This is a genomic window from Rhodococcus sp. H29-C3 (assembly GCF_030063405.1).
Classification (GTDB): Bacteria; Actinomycetota; Actinomycetes; order Mycobacteriales; family Mycobacteriaceae; genus Rhodococcoides.
On the sequence record NZ_JASITC010000002.1, the window covers coordinates 426,764 to 444,668 of the forward strand.

19 protein-coding genes are annotated in these 17,905 nt (G+C 61.1%); 10 read left to right on the forward strand and 9 right to left on the reverse strand.

The genetic code is table 11. The features are described 5' to 3' along the window. The first annotated feature begins 108 nt into the window (after positions 1-108). The 5 genes from QMK32_RS06100 to rraA all read left to right on the forward strand — a co-directional run bounded on the left by QMK32_RS06100 (position 109) and on the right by rraA (position 3,585). Entirely contained in the window at positions 109-1,314 is a 1,206-nt protein-coding gene (locus QMK32_RS06100; RefSeq protein WP_283473695.1) for a lipase family protein, read from the forward strand. Positions 1,315-1,374: 60 nt separating this feature from the next. Further along, a complete protein-coding gene (locus QMK32_RS06105; protein WP_283473988.1) occupies positions 1,375-2,124 on the forward strand; it encodes a MerR family transcriptional regulator in 750 nt (249 codons plus the stop codon). 141 nt (positions 2,125-2,265) lie between these two features. Next, positions 2,266-2,715: a hypothetical protein gene (locus QMK32_RS06110; RefSeq protein ID WP_283473696.1), complete on the forward strand. Its 450-nt coding sequence runs from the start codon at positions 2,266-2,268 to the stop codon at positions 2,713-2,715. A gap of 11 nt (positions 2,716-2,726) precedes the next feature. Further along, the gene (locus tag QMK32_RS06115; protein ID WP_269301914.1) at positions 2,727-3,098 is read left to right on the forward strand and encodes a DUF5313 family protein; all 372 of its coding nucleotides are present in this window, start codon (positions 2,727-2,729) and stop codon (positions 3,096-3,098) included. 10 nt (positions 3,099-3,108) lie between these two features. Further along, a complete protein-coding gene (gene rraA, locus QMK32_RS06120; protein ID WP_283473698.1) occupies positions 3,109-3,585 on the forward strand; it encodes a ribonuclease E activity regulator RraA in 477 nt (158 codons plus the stop codon). 79 nt (positions 3,586-3,664) lie between these two features. Here rraA and QMK32_RS06125 read toward each other — a convergent pair whose 3' ends face one another. Continuing rightward, entirely contained in the window at positions 3,665-4,360 is a 696-nt protein-coding gene (locus tag QMK32_RS06125; RefSeq protein WP_283473699.1) for a YoaK family protein, read from the reverse strand. 9 nt (positions 4,361-4,369) lie between these two features. After that, the gene (locus tag QMK32_RS06130) at positions 4,370-4,687 is read right to left on the reverse strand and encodes an ArsR/SmtB family transcription factor (RefSeq protein ID WP_283473701.1); all 318 of its coding nucleotides are present in this window, start codon (positions 4,685-4,687) and stop codon (positions 4,370-4,372) included. Between the two features lie 90 nt (positions 4,688-4,777). Between QMK32_RS06130 and QMK32_RS06135 the strand changes: the two genes are divergently transcribed. Next, positions 4,778-5,869 carry an SDR family oxidoreductase gene (locus QMK32_RS06135; protein WP_283473703.1) on the forward strand — a complete coding sequence of 364 codons (1,092 nt, stop codon included), beginning with the start codon at positions 4,778-4,780 and terminating at the stop codon, positions 5,867-5,869. A gap of 229 nt (positions 5,870-6,098) precedes the next feature. Next, positions 6,099-6,665, forward strand: coding sequence for a TetR/AcrR family transcriptional regulator (locus QMK32_RS06140; protein ID WP_283473704.1), 567 nt, complete (start codon positions 6,099-6,101; stop codon positions 6,663-6,665). Positions 6,666-6,686: 21 nt separating this feature from the next. On the opposite strand, the gene QMK32_RS06145 is transcribed toward QMK32_RS06140, so the two are convergent. Both QMK32_RS06145 and QMK32_RS06150 read right to left on the reverse strand, forming a co-directional pair. Next, positions 6,687-7,349, reverse strand: a complete 663-nt coding sequence (locus tag QMK32_RS06145) for a GAP family protein (RefSeq protein ID WP_283473705.1) — start codon at positions 7,347-7,349, stop codon at positions 6,687-6,689. Between the two features lie 115 nt (positions 7,350-7,464). Continuing rightward, on the reverse strand, positions 7,465-8,379 hold the full coding sequence (locus QMK32_RS06150; RefSeq protein ID WP_283473706.1) for an aminotransferase class IV: 915 nt from the start codon (positions 8,377-8,379) through the stop codon (positions 7,465-7,467). A gap of 134 nt (positions 8,380-8,513) precedes the next feature. On the opposite strand from QMK32_RS06150, the gene QMK32_RS06155 reads away from it, so the two are divergent. Both QMK32_RS06155 and QMK32_RS06160 read left to right on the forward strand, forming a co-directional pair. Beyond that, positions 8,514-8,711, forward strand: coding sequence for a hypothetical protein (locus QMK32_RS06155; protein ID WP_283473707.1), 198 nt, complete (start codon positions 8,514-8,516; stop codon positions 8,709-8,711). Positions 8,712-8,903: 192 nt separating this feature from the next. Continuing rightward, positions 8,904-10,511 (forward strand): FMN-binding glutamate synthase family protein, encoded by a 1,608-nt coding sequence (locus QMK32_RS06160; RefSeq protein WP_283473709.1) that lies wholly within the window; start codon positions 8,904-8,906, stop codon positions 10,509-10,511. Positions 10,512-10,514: 3 nt separating this feature from the next. Here the strand turns inward: QMK32_RS06160 and QMK32_RS06165 are convergent, their stop codons facing one another. From QMK32_RS06165 to QMK32_RS06180, 4 genes are all read right to left on the reverse strand, one after another. Beyond that, on the reverse strand, positions 10,515-11,894 hold the full coding sequence (locus QMK32_RS06165; protein WP_283473710.1) for an outer membrane protein assembly factor BamB family protein: 1,380 nt from the start codon (positions 11,892-11,894) through the stop codon (positions 10,515-10,517). A 1,577-nt stretch (positions 11,895-13,471) separates the two neighbouring features. Then, on the reverse strand, positions 13,472-14,440 hold the full coding sequence (locus tag QMK32_RS06170; protein WP_283473713.1) for a phosphotriesterase family protein: 969 nt from the start codon (positions 14,438-14,440) through the stop codon (positions 13,472-13,474). 292 nt (positions 14,441-14,732) lie between these two features. Beyond that, positions 14,733-15,176 carry a nuclear transport factor 2 family protein gene (locus tag QMK32_RS06175; RefSeq protein WP_283473715.1) on the reverse strand — a complete coding sequence of 148 codons (444 nt, stop codon included), beginning with the start codon at positions 15,174-15,176 and terminating at the stop codon, positions 14,733-14,735. A gap of 255 nt (positions 15,177-15,431) precedes the next feature. Continuing rightward, complete coding sequence (locus QMK32_RS06180) at positions 15,432-16,322, reverse strand: mycofactocin-coupled SDR family oxidoreductase (protein WP_283473989.1); 891 nt, start codon at positions 16,320-16,322, stop codon at positions 15,432-15,434. A 175-nt stretch (positions 16,323-16,497) separates the two neighbouring features. Here QMK32_RS06180 and QMK32_RS06185 point away from each other — a divergent pair, with 175 nt between their 5' ends. Next, on the forward strand, positions 16,498-17,433 hold the full coding sequence (locus tag QMK32_RS06185) for a carboxymuconolactone decarboxylase family protein (protein WP_283473716.1): 936 nt from the start codon (positions 16,498-16,500) through the stop codon (positions 17,431-17,433). Between the two features lie 72 nt (positions 17,434-17,505). Here QMK32_RS06185 and QMK32_RS06190 read toward each other — a convergent pair whose 3' ends face one another. Next, positions 17,506-17,772, reverse strand: a complete 267-nt coding sequence (locus tag QMK32_RS06190) for a hypothetical protein (RefSeq protein WP_283473718.1) — start codon at positions 17,770-17,772, stop codon at positions 17,506-17,508. Positions 17,773-17,905 lie beyond the last annotated feature (133 nt).

Genomic DNA, 17,905 nt, shown 5'->3' on the forward strand with positions numbered 1-17,905 from the left:
AAGTGGAAACTTTGCTCACCCTCGGGGTTGCGCCGCGATGTATGGCACCATGGGGAACGGTCTTTCCTAGGCGTCGGGGCGCTCGAAGACGATCAGGGTGGGGACTTCATGCGTAGGACTTTCGTTCTGGCAGGCGCAGCAGCACTGATGCTCGCTTTCACACCGATGGCGACAGCAGATCCCGTCGGCGACATCATCGCTCCCCCCGCCGATCCGTCCGCATACTTGCCCACGCCGCTCGAAGATCTATGGTTCACCCCGCCCGCCGGTTACGAAACCATTGAGCCCGGGGCGATCCTGAGAACCAGAAGCGTTGCAGTGCAACCGGGTACGATATCAACGCAGGTGCTGTTCCGATCCATCGACTCGAAGAACAATCCGATCGCCGCTGCAACGACGGTCATCATCCCGGACGGCCCGTGGACCGGCGACGGCCCGCGTCCGGTCGTTGCATACAACGAGGCGACCGATTCACTCGGCAACGCGTGCGCGCCCTCCTACACACTCCCGCGAGGTACGAACAAGGAGCTCGATCGAATACAAGAGCTGCTCGCGCGCAACTACGCCGTCGTGGTCACCGACTACCAGGGCCCGCGGCAGGCTTACTCCGCCGGACTCGTCGCCGGCCACACAGTGCTCGACGGTCTCCGCGCATCGCACAGCGTGGGCGTCGAGTCCGATGCTCCGGTTGCCATCACCGGCTACTCGGGTGGAGCAATAGCGTCGGGGTGGGCCGCTCAGTTGGCGCCGAAATACGCGCCTGAGCTCAATATCGTCGGAATCGCATTCGGTGGGCCGCCGACCGACTACAAGATTCTGCAGCGTTCGCTCAATGGCGGAATCGGGTCCGGCCTGTTCACCGCGGCGACCATCGGGCTTTCCAGGGAGTACCCGGAGATGCGCACGCTGGCCAACGACAACGGCAAGCGATTGGCACTGGTGCAGAAAGACCAGTGCGTCGATGTGCTGTCCTACAGCGGCTTGCTGCTGTTCGATCAGCAGAACCTGTCCAACGTTCCCGACGTGTTCAACCATCCGATCACCCGGACAGTGATCGAGGAGAATCGCATGGGCCAGATCGCGCCCGAGGCGCCTGTGTACATCTACCAGGGCTTGCAGGACGATTTGATCCCCAAGGAGGGCGCGGAAGCCGTCCAGGACCAATGGTGTGCGGCAGGCGCGTCGGTGCATCTCGAGGAGATCCCCGGCGATCACTCGGCAGCCGAGGGTGGCGGACGGCCAGGCGCATTCGACTGGATCGCGCAGCGGTTCGCGGGCGTTGCGACCGGTGGATGCGAAAGAGTGATTCGCTGAGGACTTGACCCTCACGTCACGGGAGGCTGCACAGTGTCCTTTGTGAGCGATTCAGAAACAATGAAGGTGGGTGAGGTCGCCCGCCTCGTCGGGATCAGCGTCCGAACACTGCATCACTACGACGAGATCGGACTAGTGGTGCCGTCCGGACGCACTCCCAAGGGCTATCGCAGCTACTCGGCGGTCGACGTCGAACGGTTGCATCAGGTGTTGACCTACCGCGAACTCGGGTTCGTGCTCGACGACATCTCTGCCCTTCTGGACGATCCGACGGTCGACGCGATGGCACATCTACGACGTCAACGCACATTGTTGGACCAGCGGATCGAACGCTTGCACCAGATGGCTGCGGCCGTGGACAAAATGATGGAGGCGAAGAAAGTGGGAATTCAATTGACACCGCAGGAACAGCGCGAGGTCTTCGGCGACGACTGGCTCGGTGACGGATACGCCGTCGAAGCCGAGGAACGCTGGGGAGAAACAGAGCAGTGGAAGCAGTCCCAGTCACGTACCGCGCAGTTCACCAAGGACGATTGGAAACTGATCAAGGACGAGACCGACGCGATGGAGCTCGATCTTGCGGCGGCCCTCGCAGCCGGTACCGCACCGGGATCGGCGGACGCCGATGTGCTGGCAGAGCGGCATCGCGCGAGTATCGCACGCTACTACGACTGCGGATACGAAATGCAGGTCAATCTAGCCGAAATGTACTTGGCGGACGAAAGATTCACCAAGCATTACGACGACATCGCACCGGGGCTGGCCCAGTATCTGCGTGACGTGATAGTCGCCAACGCCGACGGAAAATAGAAGATTCACCCCCAGAATGTGCGTCCGAGGCGTTGGCATTGCGCCCAGCGCGCACATTCGGGGCACCGAAGACGCTAAAACCAACATGAATCCACCGACATTCACTGGTCTCGGTGGCACACATGGGCGGATACTCCAGTGATGACACTGACGGTTCGCTCGGCGATGCTGTCCGCCGCCATCGGCAAGGCGAGTGGTTTCCGCAGCTCGGTAGGAATCAGCGCCGGTCTGCTGACCTTGTTCGGCGGGACCGAATACAGACGCCTGGCCGTCGGCGCGTCCGTATTCTCGATTGCCGGTGAGATCGTGATGGACAAGTTGCCGTCGACGCCGTCGAGACTGAGCCCACCCGCTCTCGGGGGGCGGATCGTTGCCGGTAGCGGGGCGGCATTCGCGATCGCACGACGTCGCGACGAGGACACGATTCCGGCTGCGATCATCGGCGGGTTGTCTGCTGTCGCCGGTTCGTATGCAGGTCACGCGTATCGGGGGTGGGTGTCGACGCGGATTCCGCCGCTGGCTGCGGCCGTTGCCGAGGACCTGGTGGCATTGACCATCGGGGCCGCGGTTGCCGAACAAGTGCTGGCGTAAGGTCGAGAATTGTGAAGCCGAATCTCTGGCAGTACCTGGGTTACCAGCTGGGCCGAGTGCTTCCGCCGCCGATGCACGATTGGGTTCGCGAGGACCTCGTCGGAAATGGCGCTCAGGCCCGCTATCTGATCCGGTTCTCGCTGCCGATCATCCCGCTGCTGTGTCTGTTTCTGCTTTTGCCCGGCCCGTTGTGGATCGGCCTGGCGATGATGGCTTTGCTGTTCATTCCGCTGGTCTATTTCGCGATCGCGTTGATGAACGTCTACCGGCGCCACCGGTTGTTGGTGCACGATCTGGATCCACAGCTTCTCAACGCAAATACTCAACGTAAAATCGATCACACACGGGAGGACTACGAAAGGCGTCACGGCCGACTGGACTAGGCTACTTGCCATGACTTCCGTCGAATTCAAGGCAACTGCAGACCTGGCCGACGAGATCGGGCCCGAAATCCGTAGCTGCGACACGCAATTCATCCACTTCGGCAAGCATTCGGAGTTCGCCGGCCCCATCACCACCATCAAGTGTTTCCAGGATAATCTGCTCGTCAAGCAGACCCTCGGCGAACCCGGCAACGGCGGTGTTCTGGTGGTCGACGGCGATGCCGGCATTCACACCGCTCTTGTCGGTGACATCATCGCCGGTCGGGGTGTCACCAACGGGTGGGCAGGGATAATCGTCAACGGGGCGATCCGCGATTCGGCGATCCTCCGCACCCTCGATATCGGCGTCAAAGCGCTGGGCACCAACCCGCGCAAGAGCACGCAAACCGGATCCGGGGAGAAAAACGTACCGGTCGAAATCGGTGGCATCACATTCAATCCGGGTGAAATTGTGTACAGCGACTCCGACGGCGTGGTCGTCGTCTAGCGTCGCGGCTGTGTACTCCCCGATTTGGGATTCGAACCGCCTGCAGGGGGTTCGAATCCCTACAAGGAGAGTGAACTGCTCAGCGTCGATGCTCGACGCGTTCGTCGATCGCGAAGAGCAGCAACGCCACCACCAACATCCCTGCCGCCACCCAGACTGCTCTGTTCTCCAGTACTTCCGACATCCCAGCACCGAAGACGGCGCCTGCGACGAAGCCCAGGATCACCGAGCCGAAGTTGATCGCTCTGGTCCCGGCTACCCTGTCGCCGTTGGCTATTCGCTGAAATGTCGCCTGCGATAGGCTGCGAAGATTTCCGGTCGTCATCGTGGTGTTGTACGCCGAGTCGACAAGGACCCGAAACGTTGTGACCTGCACAGCTGCAACGAATGAAATAGGCACTGTGACAAACGCGTTTGGAACCGAATTCGGCAAGAACCCGATGATCGCGATCACCAGAATCTCGATGATGAGGACGGCCCGGACCGGACGGCGAACAATGCGTGCGACTACCGGCCCGGAAATGAACTCGGCGGTGAACACCCCGAGCACGAACGCCACCAACGGAGGAAGATAGCCGAGCGCGGACCGCCACTGCCCCGACGCCATGTCGATCCCGGACAGGATGACGTTCGCAGTCTGCGCGTTGGCGAACACACCGTCACGAGTGACGAACGTGTAGGCGTCCAGAAACCCGCCGACCGCGGCGAGGAGCACACCGAGGCGCACGGACTCGGACGTCACCACAGTTGCCTTCGGAACCTTGGAATCGGCCATCGAACCCTTCTACAGTTCTGCTCGCACGGACTCGGCCAGGTTACGTATCTGCTCTTCACTGCGCTTGTAGTGCGTCCATTGCCCGACGCGGGTGCTCGTCACGAGACCCGCGGCCTGCAATGTCGCCATGTACTGCGACGCTGTGGACTGCGATACGCTGGCTCTGGCCTGAATGTGCTTCAGGCACACTCCTACCTCCTCGGCATGCTCGAGTTGTGGCGGAAAATCTGTCGGGTCCTTGAGCCATCGGAGTATTGCGACCCTCGTGGGATTCGAGAGCGCTTTGAACACCAAGGCGAGTTCGTCTTCGGTCAGGATGGCGGGCACTCGCCCATTGTACCGAAATATCGCAATTTCCCGATATCTATGGTTGACTCAGCTCATCGTAAAATTGCGATATAGCGATAGGAGAAATTCATGAGGAATGGCAAGAGGGTCGCGGTAGTTGTCGGCGCGAGTGGAGTAATCGGCGGGCACCTTGTCGAGCATCTCCGACGAACGGGAGAGTGGGAGGTGATCGGGTTGTCACGACGGGGTGGCCAGGACGAACCAGACCTGCGTCACATTGCCGTCGACCTGCTCGATTCGGAGGATGCTCGCAACCAACTAGGCCCCCTGAGTGCGACGACGCACATCTTCTACGCTGCGTACCAGGATCGCCCCACCTGGGCAGGACTCGTCGAGCCGAATGTAGCCATGCTCGCGAACGTCATCGACGTCATCGAATCCATCGCGCCGAACCTCGAGCACATCAGTCTCATGCAGGGATACAAGGTGTATGGAGCGCATCTCGGTCCGTTCAAAACACCTGCACGAGAGAATGATCCAAACCACATGCCACCCGAATTCAACGTCGACCAACAACGACTTCTCGAGGATCGCCGACGGGGGAAATCGTGGTCTTGGACTGCGATCCGGCCGTCGGTGGTGTGCGGCTTCGGGCTGGGCAGCCCGATGAACCTCGCAACGGTCATTGCGATCTACGCGTCGATGTCCAAGGAACTCGGAGTTCCGCTTCGCTTTCCCGGAGCACCGGGTGCTTATACGAGCCTGATCGAGATGACCGATGCCGATCTACTGGCCGAGGCAACCATCTGGGCTGCAACAACTCCCGAGTGCGCAGATGAGGCATTCAACATCAACAACGGCGATCTGTTCCGATGGGAGAACATGTGGCCGAAAGTTGCAGAGTTCTTCGATCTTCCCGTCGCGCCACCGCTTCGGATGTCACTCACCGACACGATGGCAGACAAGGAGGGTCTATGGAAGAAGATGATCGAGAGTCATGATTTGCTACCGACACCGTACCGAGACGTCTCGTCATGGCAGTTCGGCGACTTCGTGTTCGGCTGGGATTACGACTTCTTCGCCGACGGTTCCAAGGCCCGCCGCTTCGGGTTCTCCCGGCACGTCGAGACCGAGAAGATGTTCACCGACATCTTCTCGGACCTTCGACGGCGCAGAATAATTCCGGCGACTACTTCACAAAGTCGAGAAGCGCTTCGCTGACGGTGCTCGCGACGCCGGTGTTCCAGTTCCCGCGGACGGCGCCTCGCTGATCCTGCTACCGAGGTTTTCTTCGTAGTAGACGTCGGTCGGTGCGCTATTCTCGGTCCCGGCATTGATGAAGGCCGTGGTGCAGGCCTTCCGCGAAGGATCGGTCCGCGGGAGAACGTACGTTCCCCCGTCGTCGACTACTGTAGAGAACGTTGGTTCTCAGCGCTAGGAGATGGTCACGATGGAACCGGACAGTGGACGGACCGCCGTCCTGCACGCAGCCGACGAATTGTTCTATGCACGCGGCGTCAATGCCGTCGGCATGGATGAACTGCGAGCCGCGGCCGGAATCTCCCTGAAACGCATGTACGCGTTGTTTCCGTCGAAAGCCGAGATCGTCGCTCAGGTGCTCGCGGGCCGAACACACATGTGGAACGCGGGAATCGCCGCTGAGGCAGCCAAGCACGAATCTGCACGCGGCAAAGTGCTTTCCATCTTCGACTTCCTCGACGCCTGGTTTCGTGAGGACAACTTTCGAGGCTGCGCGTTCATCAACTCGTTCGGCGAGCTGGGGACCGTTATGCCCGCGGTAGCCGATGCGGCGCACCGTCACAAGCGTGAATTCGTCGAATACGTCACCGATTTGGTCGTCGAAGCCTGCGGCCCGAAAACCCTCGGTCTACAGATCGCACTACTCGTCGAGGGTGCGCAGACGACCGCAGCCATCTCGGAGTCGCCCGAATCTGCTCTCGCCGCAAAGGCAGCCGCCGCAGTGCTCCTCGATTCGGGTACTCGGACACAACGCTGACGACGCACCCTATGTGGGACTTCAGAACAACCCGCCCATCCCCTTGCCGATCAGTACCGCCGAGATCACTAGAATCAGCACGCTCATGACGGCCGTATTGTTCGCTTGCAACCACTCTTTGAGGGAGGCAAGCGGTGCCTCGAGTCGTTGTGCCGCAATCTGATAGGCGATCACCGGAACCGCAACCGTCGAGGCCGACAGAACCGAGAACACGGCAACAGCCACCACGGTCTGTCCGGAATCGAGGGTGGCACCTCCGATAGTGACGCCTGCGGCGATACACATCAGCAAGTTCTTCGGATTGATCGCGGCCAGCGCGAAGCCGACTCCGAATGCTTTGACTGCGGTCATATCGTCGATGGCCGACATCCACTTCGGTGTCACGTGTTCCCCGCCACGAGCGCGCCACTGACGGATACCGACCCCGAGTAACAACACACCGATGACGAGCTTGATCCACGACGATGTGGTGGACGGCCCGTCCTCGGATCCGGTCGCCGCGCCCCCCAGCAAAACGAAGATCGTCGTTGCCAGAACGATTCCGGCGATCCACCCGATCGCAAAGCTGATGCTGGCGATGCCCGCGCGTTTACCCAGCAGCATCAGGATCGCTGCGATGATGGGGACCGGGGAGACTGCTATACCGATCACCAGTGGCAGTAGGTCGCCGAGAACTGTTCCCATAGTCGATTCCGTAAGAGTAGAAGTGATAGCCGTTCACTTCGACGCTATGGATGTCCGGGGCCTACCGCATCATCTGTAACGGGTGAGGCGCGATCTCCGAGCGGAGGAGTAACCGTCAGAGAACGGTGACCCAGCCATGAACAGCATCGCCGACGAGCGCGTCGTGATGGCGTTTGCGCAACATCGCCGAGAGCGGCCCGATGTCCATCGACGCTCCCACCGTCCGGCCGTCGATGTGAAAGACGGGTGCAACCCCAGCCGACGTACCGCAGACGAATACTTCGTCTGCGATATAGAGCTCGGTAAGATCGACCACCCTCTCCTGCACCGGAATCCCCTCCTCGCGAGCGAGAGTCAGAATCGTACGACGGTTGATCCCGTCGAGAATGTCCGAGGTCACGTCCGGTGTGATCAGCGTGCCCCCGCGAACGAGGAAGATATTCGCGGCGCTGAGCTCACACACGTGGCCGTTGATGTCGAGGAATATGCAATCGTCGAAGCCGCTGTCGATCGCATCCTGTTTGGCCAGAACCGAATTTACATAGGCTCCGTTGACTTTTGCGCGCGAGGGAATCGCGTTGTCCGGTATACGACGCCAAACACTCGTTTTCAGACGCATACCGTCCTGCGGGACGATCGGGACCGCGTCGTACAGAAAGATCGACACCGTGGTGTGCAGACCGCGCACCCGTGTTCCCGGTATCTGCTCGTCGACGTGGACCGTTGCGCGTACATAGACCTCGCGGTCCGGCGCGTTCACGGCGATCAGCTCACGCGTCACAGCAAGGAAACGGTCGAAATCCCACTCGTCCGCGAACCGATCGATACCGATGATCTTGCACGACTCGAGGAGTCGCTGGAAGTGATCGCGTAGTCGAAAAGCCGTCCGCGTTTCGCCGTCGACCTGGACCGGGAAGACGGTGTAAACGCTCAATCCGTACAGAACTGCCGAGGTGGCTACTCCGAGGGTCGCGTCCTGCGCGTCGATGATGCGGTCGCCGAAGTACACCTTGGAATGTGGAGTTGCCATAGGCCGATGCTAGTGCGCGACAGGTTCGCCGGTCCACGCGTTTACGGGCAGCCCTCGGAACACACCCCACTTCTCCCGGCCGTGTCGTAGGCCGGTGATACCAATAGAGAACACCGACGAAAGGAGCACCGACCATGTTCTGCAGAGACTGCACTGCGGCTGTCGACCATTGCCACGGCACGCTGGTGATCCACTCCTCGGGCCTCGCGGAATGCACCGAGCCTGGCTGCATCGATCTCGAGTACGTGCGTCACTACCTGGTTCTGGACTGCTCCGAGGTCAGCGGCGGGTGCCAGTGCGTCGCGGAGATGGAACTGCGTCAGGCATCCTGATTCCGATGTCCCCGCAGTCGTGGGTCCCCCAGTTCGGTACCCGCTGCCCGAGGCGTATCGATCGGGATAAATCGCTTGGGTCGGGGAGTAACCTCGCGTGTAGATACAGGCAGTAGGGCCGCGCCGGCGACGATGGGCCGAACCGGTGACCGCCACGAAGGTAGATACGGCCCGAGTGCGGAGCTCTGCCCGATGATGCGAATTCTGTTGGTCGGCGTACCGATCCTGCTTGCCATCGGGTCGGTGGTTGTGGCGGTGTTCGGCTCACTCTGGTGGATCACTGCAGCGGTCGTCTTCACCGTGATTGTTGCGATCGGCATCTACGATCTGGTCCAGAAACGCCACTCGGTGCTGCGTAACTACCCGATCCTCGGCCACCTGCGGTACCTGCTCGAGATGGTCCGCCCAGAACTGCAGCAATACTTCATCGAGCGCAACTTCGACGGGCGTCCTTTCGATCGTGACAAGAGGTCACTGATCTACGAGCGCGCCAAGGGAACTGCCGCCGAGCTCTCTTTCGGAACCGAGCGCGATATCGACGCTGCCGGATACGAGCACCTCGTCCACTCCACAGCTCCCGTCGAGGTTCCGGACACTCCACCGCGCGTACGCATCGGCGGTCCGGACTGCAGACACCCCTACGACATGGCGTTGTTGAACGTATCGGCGATGAGTTTCGGTGCGCTGTCTGCCAATGCGCTGAAGGCGCTCAACGCCGGTGCAGAACGCGGTGGGTTCGCTCATGACACCGGCGAGGGTGGCCTCACGCCATACCATCTCGGAGGCGCCGCTGTCGTCTGGGAGATCGGTTCGGGCTACTTCGGTTGCCGTACCGAGGACGGCCGCTTCGATCCCGATCAGTTCTCCCGCAAGGCCGCTGACGATCGGGTGAAATGCTTGTCGCTCAAGCTGAGTCAAGGTGCGAAGCCGGGGATCGGTGGAGTGCTGCCTGCGGCGAAGGTCAGCGCCGAGATTGCCGAGTATCGGGGTGTCCCGCAAGGGGAGAAATGCGTCAGTCCAGCGGCGCACAAGGAATTCTCCACCCCTCGTGGTCTGATCCGGTTCATCGGGCGCATGCGTGATCTCGCCGATGGTAAGCCTGTCGGGTTCAAGCTCTGCGTGGGCTCGCGAGTAGATGTTCTGGCACTCTGCAAAGCGATGCTCGAGGAGGGCATCGCCCCGGATTTCATCATTGTCGACGGGGCCGAGGGAGGTACCGCCGCGGCCCCGCTGGAGTACGAGGATCATGTCGGTCTTCCGCTGACCGACGGGTTGATGACACTGCACAATGCACTGGTGGGTTGCGGCCTGCGTCAGCAGATTCGGGTCGGGGCAAGCGGGAAGGTCGCCACCGGAGCAGACATCGTCAAGCGGCTCATCCAAGGCGCCGATTACACCAACTCTGCCCGCGCGATGATGATGGCTGTCGGCTGCATTCAGTCGCAGCGGTGTCACACCAACAAATGCCCGGTGGGAGTTGCAACTCAGGACCCCAAGCGCGCACGGGCGCTCGACGTCGACGACAAAAGCACTCGAGTTCTCCGATACCAGCAGGCCACCGTCGCCCAAGCGTCGAAGATCATGGCATCGATGGGCGTCAGTGAGCCCTCCGGTCTCACGCCGTACATGTTGCGCAAGCGAATTGGACCGATCAGCCAGCAGTCGTACGCGGAGATCTACGAATGGCTCGCACCAGCGGTGCTGCTTAACGACCCGCCGGCCTCATGGGCAGCGGACTGGGAAATGGCCGATCCCGACAGCTTCACCCCCGCCCCATGGCATCAGTCCGCTCGAGGATAAGGGTCACGTCCAGATTGTGAATTGTGTGGCCGAGGATACGAGGACGTGGCCACCCCCGGGTCCCACCTGCACCACTCGAGGGTCGGCGCCGTCCGGTAGCGGGAGCGACCACATGATTGCACCGTCCCGGACTCGGAGCGCATGGGTTCCGGTGTAGTCCCCGAACACGAAGTACTCGCCATCGGTGAGGCCCCCTCTCACCCAGTAGGCGTCCTGCCAGGGGGTGAGCCAACGCTGTTCGCCGGTGTCGACGTCGAGGCCGACGATGGTGCGACCTTCTGGGTCGGCCACGACCACTGTGCGTCCCACCACCGCGACGACGGCGGACTCCTTCGCGAACGTCCCCTCGACCATGAGGGGGTTTCGCCACAGTTCCGCGCCGGTCACCGCGTCGTACGCACCGTCACCAGCGAACGCTGGAACTGGTGTGGACGGCAGGCTCGGGTATCCGCCGACCACCGCCGAGGGGATCGGGATCGCGCGGATCAGCTCGCCATGTCCATCGAGGAGATTCTGTGTGCCTGCCGAACCGGATTGGATGCCGACGGTGGAGACGAACAGGTCTTTGCTCAGCGCTTGCAATGAGTCACCCTCGTACACGAAGCGTTCTGCGTCGGTATCGAGGTCGTGCACGGTCGAGGTGTACTGCGCGCCTCCGCTTCCTCGATACGTGGTCATTGCGATGCCGAACTCCGGGAGTGGGGCTACGTAAGCAAGGTCGTCGGACGCTGGAAAGGTACGGAGATAGTCAGCTGAGATGTCCGTCGCCGTTCCACGCGTCAGTATCGGACTCCGGTCGGAATTTCCCACCACGTAGACGTTGTCGTCCACGAAGCGAACATTCATCACATCGAATTCGGTTCCGATGTCGGACAGGAGCGTTCCGTCCGAGGTATCGACGAACACAATTCGACGGTCGGACCAACACGCGATGACCACCGACTCGACCGTGTCGCTACAGGCGGACACCCTGCCCACGATCGTCTTCCACAGTGGCGACCCATCCGCCGTATCCACACCGACGAGAGTTACCGGCCCGACGCCTGTGCCGGAGCCGAGATCCGCTGTCGGCAGCGGATATCCGGTAGCGGCGACCACCACGTCGTTTCCGCCCAGAACCCCGCCGTAGCCGTAGTACATGTCGAGTTTGTAGGGCATGGCGAGCAGCACGTCGCTACCGTTGTCGGACAACACGTGCGGATCCAGGTGTATCGCTTGCTCGGGCCGCTCGGCAAGGGAAGTATCGATCGCCGAGCGCTCAGGAGGCCCACCCGCAGATGCGGTCTCGTCGAGGGCTACCCGCACAGTGATGAAGACGATCCCCACTACAACAGCAACCCCGAGTGCGCCGAGCTTCGAGCGCTCGCGTCGTGTCAGCTCCACGTGAGCAACCGTATCCCGAGGCGATCACCGTGGGCTCCTCGGAACCATTTGTGCGTCTTGAAAACTGCGCAGGGTGAAGTCGACGACGGCGGGGTTCGCGCGTGAGGTACCGAGCTCGACGTGGACGGTGAGCAGGTCTGCGCCAAGAACGCGGACGTGAGGATCGACGCTACCGGTAACGCGACGTATTCACTGGCGACCAATTGCCCACGATTGCTGCGCACACGTGATGCTGCACTTCAAGTCGAGCAGGCGCGTCTAACCGACATCGCACTCGCCTCAAACAAACTGGGGAGTGACTACAAGTCGAGGTGCAACGTCGTTGATGTCGCTAATCCGAAACACATGATCGTTGCTGTCGCTCTATAGGTCCCTGGCTTCAGCCGAGCCAGGTCGGTGTTGAATGTTACCGGCAGTTCGAGATAGTCCCCCGGTGCGATGGTCGGGAGCGGACGTAATGAGTACGCTGCCCATCTTTGGCCGGGCACGGGTGAGCCGTCGGACCTGTCTAGATGGCCTCTGACGTAGTCGGAATCCGTTCTGTGGCCAACGTAGGTTGCGTCCGTTGCGTTCGTCAGCATGACGTAGAGCTCTTGGTCAGCGCCAGTTAGGTGAACTTCTGTTGCCGGCCACCGCAAAACAAGGTTTCGACTCCGAACCGACCGTGGAATTTCCTCCGCTATTGGACGGTCGGACGCACCCGCACTCCATTCGCCGCCTACATTAGTCAGGGTCAGAAGCCACCAGGCAGTGGCGTTATCCGACGGTGCTGCGAAAGTCCGCACTTCGGTGATCGCGTGTAGCGGACCTTTTGTATCGACCATCCGCCAGCCAGCTTTCGGCAGGCGATCGAACTCCCAGTCTTTCAGAGGGCTCGTGATGGGAAGTTGGCTCAGCAACTGGAGAAGGTCGACAGGGGGCGCGCGCAGCGCCCTCACTGGCACCTCGAGCACACCAAGCTGTATCAACTCGGAGTTCTCGTTCACGGGCGGTTCAGTCACGTACTTTGCACCTTCACTGTCTGAGTGATGGACGGTGGTCAAGGTCGTGTCGTCGCTTGGCGTTACCCGCCTCGGCGCACGGCCGAGGCGGGTAACGCTAGAGCGCGATCGAGGAACGAACGCGCGCGATCAGAAGAATGATCCATGCCCCTGCGCGTCGATCCTCCAGTCGAATGACTCCCACGTAAACGCGAACTGTTCGGCTGCGCTGATTGGACGGAACCTCAGTTCGTAACGGAAGTAATACTTTTCGCCCTCAGAAACTGGGGAAATATCGACGTTCGAGTCCCAGGCGCTGACGTTGTTCGTATTGTAGGCGGATCGGCAACCCGAGAAAAAGCCTTCCGTCTCGTCGATCAAGAAGGGCGGCCTGTTTCGTACTACGGAGCAGACGTTGTCGAGTATGTCTACGCGCACACCTCCTGCGGTCTTTAGGTTTCCGTACAGAAGCGCTCAAGAAGCGCCGGTCTGTCGGCCAAGCGTGCCGAAAGGTACGTAACTAGACCAAACGATTCCGCGCCGTCGTGATAACTGCCTACGCTACGGCTAATGTGGCCGTGTCGATTCTGCGCAATCTCATCGATGAACCGTCTCCCCTCGAGCGTCGAGGAAATCGATGGGGTTGCGCTCGATCATCGCAGCAACTTGTACTGGGTCTACGCCGGCAGCCTCGAGCGCTGGTATCACTTCGGTGTGTATGAAGGTGAAATCGGCTCCGACGGGTAGCCGGTCCGCCTTGAAATCGTCCCAGGAGCCGAACACTGCGAAATAGGCCGCAAGGTCGTGGGAGAGCAGTAGCCGGTCTCCGTAACCTCGGGCGCACAACTCCGCGATTATCCGCACCCGATCTTTCAAGCCGAGTCCGACGTCGCAGTATCCGAAGCGGTCCATGCCCAGGTAGCAGCCACGTTCGAGCATTCGCTCCAAGTAGTCGATATTGTCGGTGTCTCCACTGTGCCCGAGCACTACTTGGTGCGGCGCTACGCCGACGCTTTCGAATAGGTCCATGATCTCATCGCCATTACCGAGGTGCGCATGGTGATGGGAGAAAATCGGCAGCCGCTGTTCGACTGCTACCCGGCCGATGGCGCGGAAGACCTTGTCCAGGATCGGTGTGATGCCGGCGTCGGCGCAGGCAGTTTTCATGATCCCTGGCCGGACGCCGGTCTTGCCGATGCCGTCACGGCACTCCCCGCTGATCAGCGCATAGATCTCGTCCTCGGTGCGCCAGTTCAGATACACCTCATCCTGGTAGTAGAAGCCGCTGGAAACGATGAAATTAAGCCCAGTCCGTTCTGCGACTTCACGGATCAGTGCGATGTCGCGGCCCATGTTTACCGGGGTGCCATCCACCACCGTCCGGATCCCACAGGCCTTCGCGCGGTTGAACTGCTCTACAGCTTTCTCGAGCACGACGTCGTGCTGGTAGTACTGGTCACCGAATGCCATGCGCATCGACCAGTCGGCCGTCGCAACGTGCTCGTGGATCAGTGTTTGGCCGAGCTCAGAGACATCGATCGGGCCTAGCACACCGTGGACGGTCATGAATTCTCTTCCAGGAGTGGTCAGTTGCGCTCACTGGCGATGACCCATAACAACCAGCGTGGCTCGACCCGGGGAGGGCTGAACGGACCAATGATGCTCACCTATCGGTGACTCAGCGCACACTTTGTCCCACTGACCGGAATCGGGTGTCCCCGCCCGATCGATGAACCTGCGTGATGATCGAGACAACGCGCTTGTCTGTCGAGCCGCGTCGCGACCTGACAGCGGACCGATGTCGATCGCCGGACTACCAGAACAACCATGCGAATACGGTCAGGTGAACATGATCAACTCATGAGCGACTGAAGTTCTCTGTGAGGTGATCACTCAGATCCCCCACCAGGTCGAGGAGCGAGTAGTCGCGGAAGGTGAAACGCCAGACTCCGTCCACGCGAGCAAACTCGTCGTGATATCTCCCTGCGGCGATAACTTGGAGCGGCACCGTAAGGGTTTCCTGCAGGACCGAGTAGTAGGAGCGGCAGGTCGCGGTGCCTGCCGCCTCATCAACGTCGATTATGGGGTTGGTGATCACATGCTTGGTTCGCGGCGTGCCGCCGGGGTGAATCTTCACCACACTTCGCCACGAGTTGAGCAGTGCGACATGATCGAGGACCTTTTTGCCGGTTCGCACCCGCGCATTTTCGAACATCGCGCTGGCCTCCTCGAAGCGGCCGGAGTCCATGTTCTCCGCATACCTGTACAACAGATTGGCAATGTCAGTCGCGGCGCAATTCATATCTGTCCTTCGTGGGTCGTCGGTGCATGGCCGGAGATGGCGTTGGCGGCAGATATTCGGGCGTTGGCGGCCGCTCGGCGGACGATATTCTCGGCCACCTCCTGGCGCCGGCCCTCCACCGGGCGCCGGCATGGAAAGGAGCTGCGGCATAGTCACTTTCGATCTTGCCATGAGTCAGGTCGTCTCCCATGTGCCGGCAGTATCTCGAGGGGTCCCGGCTCATACCCCCCCCCCGCAAGTCAGGCCCCGTGCTGTCTACGAGCCCGTCCGGGTACTCCAGCCCGCGTCGACCGGGACAACGATCCCCGTCAAGTGGGCGCTCGCCTCAGCTGCTAGGAAGAGCACGACCCGGCTGACCTCGCTGGAGTCCATGACCGCGATCGGCTGGACATGCAGCTGACCGAGTAAGGGACCCACATCATCCCAGGTGGGCGACTCCAGATCGGGGCGTACCAGGCTGTATAGACGCTCGTTCTTGACCATGGGCGTGTCGATGTTTCCTGGCGTGATGACGTTCACAGTCACACCGCTATGCGCGAGATCCTGCGCGGCGGACTTCGACATCCCGATCACTCCCCACTTGGAGGCGCCATACGCGACCTGGTTGGGCGCCGAGCTGCGGCCGAGCATCGACGAGATGGTGACGATGCGGCCGTAGCCGCGCTCGGCCATGCCCGGGGCAACCGCCGCGAGGGTATTGAACACGCCGGTCAGGTTGGTGCCGATGACCTCGTCCCAGAGTGCCTGGGGATGATCGGTGATCGAAGCCGCGCTGGAGACCCCGGCATTTGCGACCGCGATATCAATGCCGCCGAGTTCCTTCTCTGCCTGCGACACAAAAGTATTCATCGCATTGCGATCGGAGGTATCAACCCTGCCCGAGAAACACTTTCGGCCCAGCTCCTCGACCATCCGCTTGGTCTCTGCCAATTCGGCCTCCGTGCCGAGCGGATAGCCGACGGACTCAGAATCCGCGCAGCGATCGCAGATCGCAATGTCAGCCCCTTGCTCAGCGAATGCCAGGGCGTGCGAACGGCCCTGCCCACGTGCGCCGCCAGTAATCAGTGCAACCTTGCCCGCAAATTCGTCGGTGCTCAATTCATACTCCGTTTCAATAGAATTTTGATCGCGCAGAAGTGAAATCATTGTGTTGCGCATGCCGTTCGGTCCCGGTACACCGTCAGGACACAACTTTCTACCCTGAAGGAGTTGACATCTCCCGTATTGAGCAAGCGCTTGATTAATGGCCAAGCTAACACATGGTGCAGAACTTGATCTACGTTATTTGTCCGGGAATCTACTGATGAAGGATGTGGCTGCTGTGAGCGCAGCATCGAACAGCGACTGGACCAGCATGACCGCAGTAGATGCTCTGCAGCGTCATGCGCCTGAGGTGGCGGCACGGCTGGCAGACCTGATCGCGCTGAACCCGCCGGTCGCAGCCGCGCCGCTGGCTGCCTTGGTGCGCACGGTCTGCGCCGGCGCAGTCTCGCTGCCGCCGCTGCCTCACCCCTACGCCGAGATACCGGCCGCCACGAGCCTCGATGCCGGCGCGCAGATCGCGCTCGAGTTCGCAGAACAGTTCAGCATCGACGTATCGGCAATCGACGATGCGACGCGCACCGCGCTGATGGATGCGCTCGGCGATCGGACCGGTGCATTGGTGACGGCCATGTATGTCGCCGATTGGGCGCCGCGGGTTCGCCGCGCGCTCGAGCAATTGTTCGCGCCGGCCGCCGACGGCTGGGGCGTGCCGGCCCAGTGGAACGAATCAACGGACGATCTCATGCCACTAGTCGACGAGTTCCTGGCTAGCGTGGCTCGGGTGCAGGGTCTGGATCCGGTGACCACTGAACTTGTCAGGCTGCGCGAGGCCCGCCAGCACAATTGCCGGATCTGCAAGTCGATTCGGATCAGGTCGGCACTCGCCGCCGGAGGCGACGAGTCCATGTACTCCGAAGTCGACAGCTACGAGGACAGCAACCTATCCGGCCGTCACAAGGCCGCGTTGGCACTGACCGACGCGATGATCTGGCAGCCGGGATACATAAGCGAAGCCGTGACTGACGCTGTGCGAAAGTATTTTTCACCTGCAGAGGCGGTCGAGCTGGTCGTGGACATGATGCGCAATGCCAGCGCCAAGATGGCGGTCGCGAAGGGCACCGATGAGGCCAATGTGAGTGAGGGCGTCGAGATCTACGAGGTCAATCCAGACGGCAGCATGGACTTCGGCCTCACCGCGCCCGCGCCGCGCTGAAGGCCGCCCGATATCTAGATGTTCTTCGCGGGGGAAGTTATGGACGGATCCTAAGACGTAGCTCCTGACGAGTCAAACTGCGGCAACGGCAAGGGCATCCACGAATTCCGTTGGTGCAGGGAGAGACTGGTACCCGTCTGCGAGAATGCGGCGGCACCCGTCGAGCTCGACGTGGACTTCGAGAGGTTCCCAAGTGTTCGATACCGGACTGGGGGACAACGAGAACGTGGCGAGCGAAGTAGCACGCTGGGCGCACGGCGCTGCCGGCGCCAGATCGGCAAGTACGGCGAACGCGTCGGGACCTGATTGGACGTCGTACCGATCTGCACCCAAGAACAATGGGACAGCACCCGATATATCGAAGCGGCAGAATCCCGACGGCAGCCAGGGAAAATCGGTCAGGATTCCGGCCCCGGCGTCAGGGCCCTCGATACGGGCGAGCAGTTGAAGAACCGGGAGATTCCGACCGCGT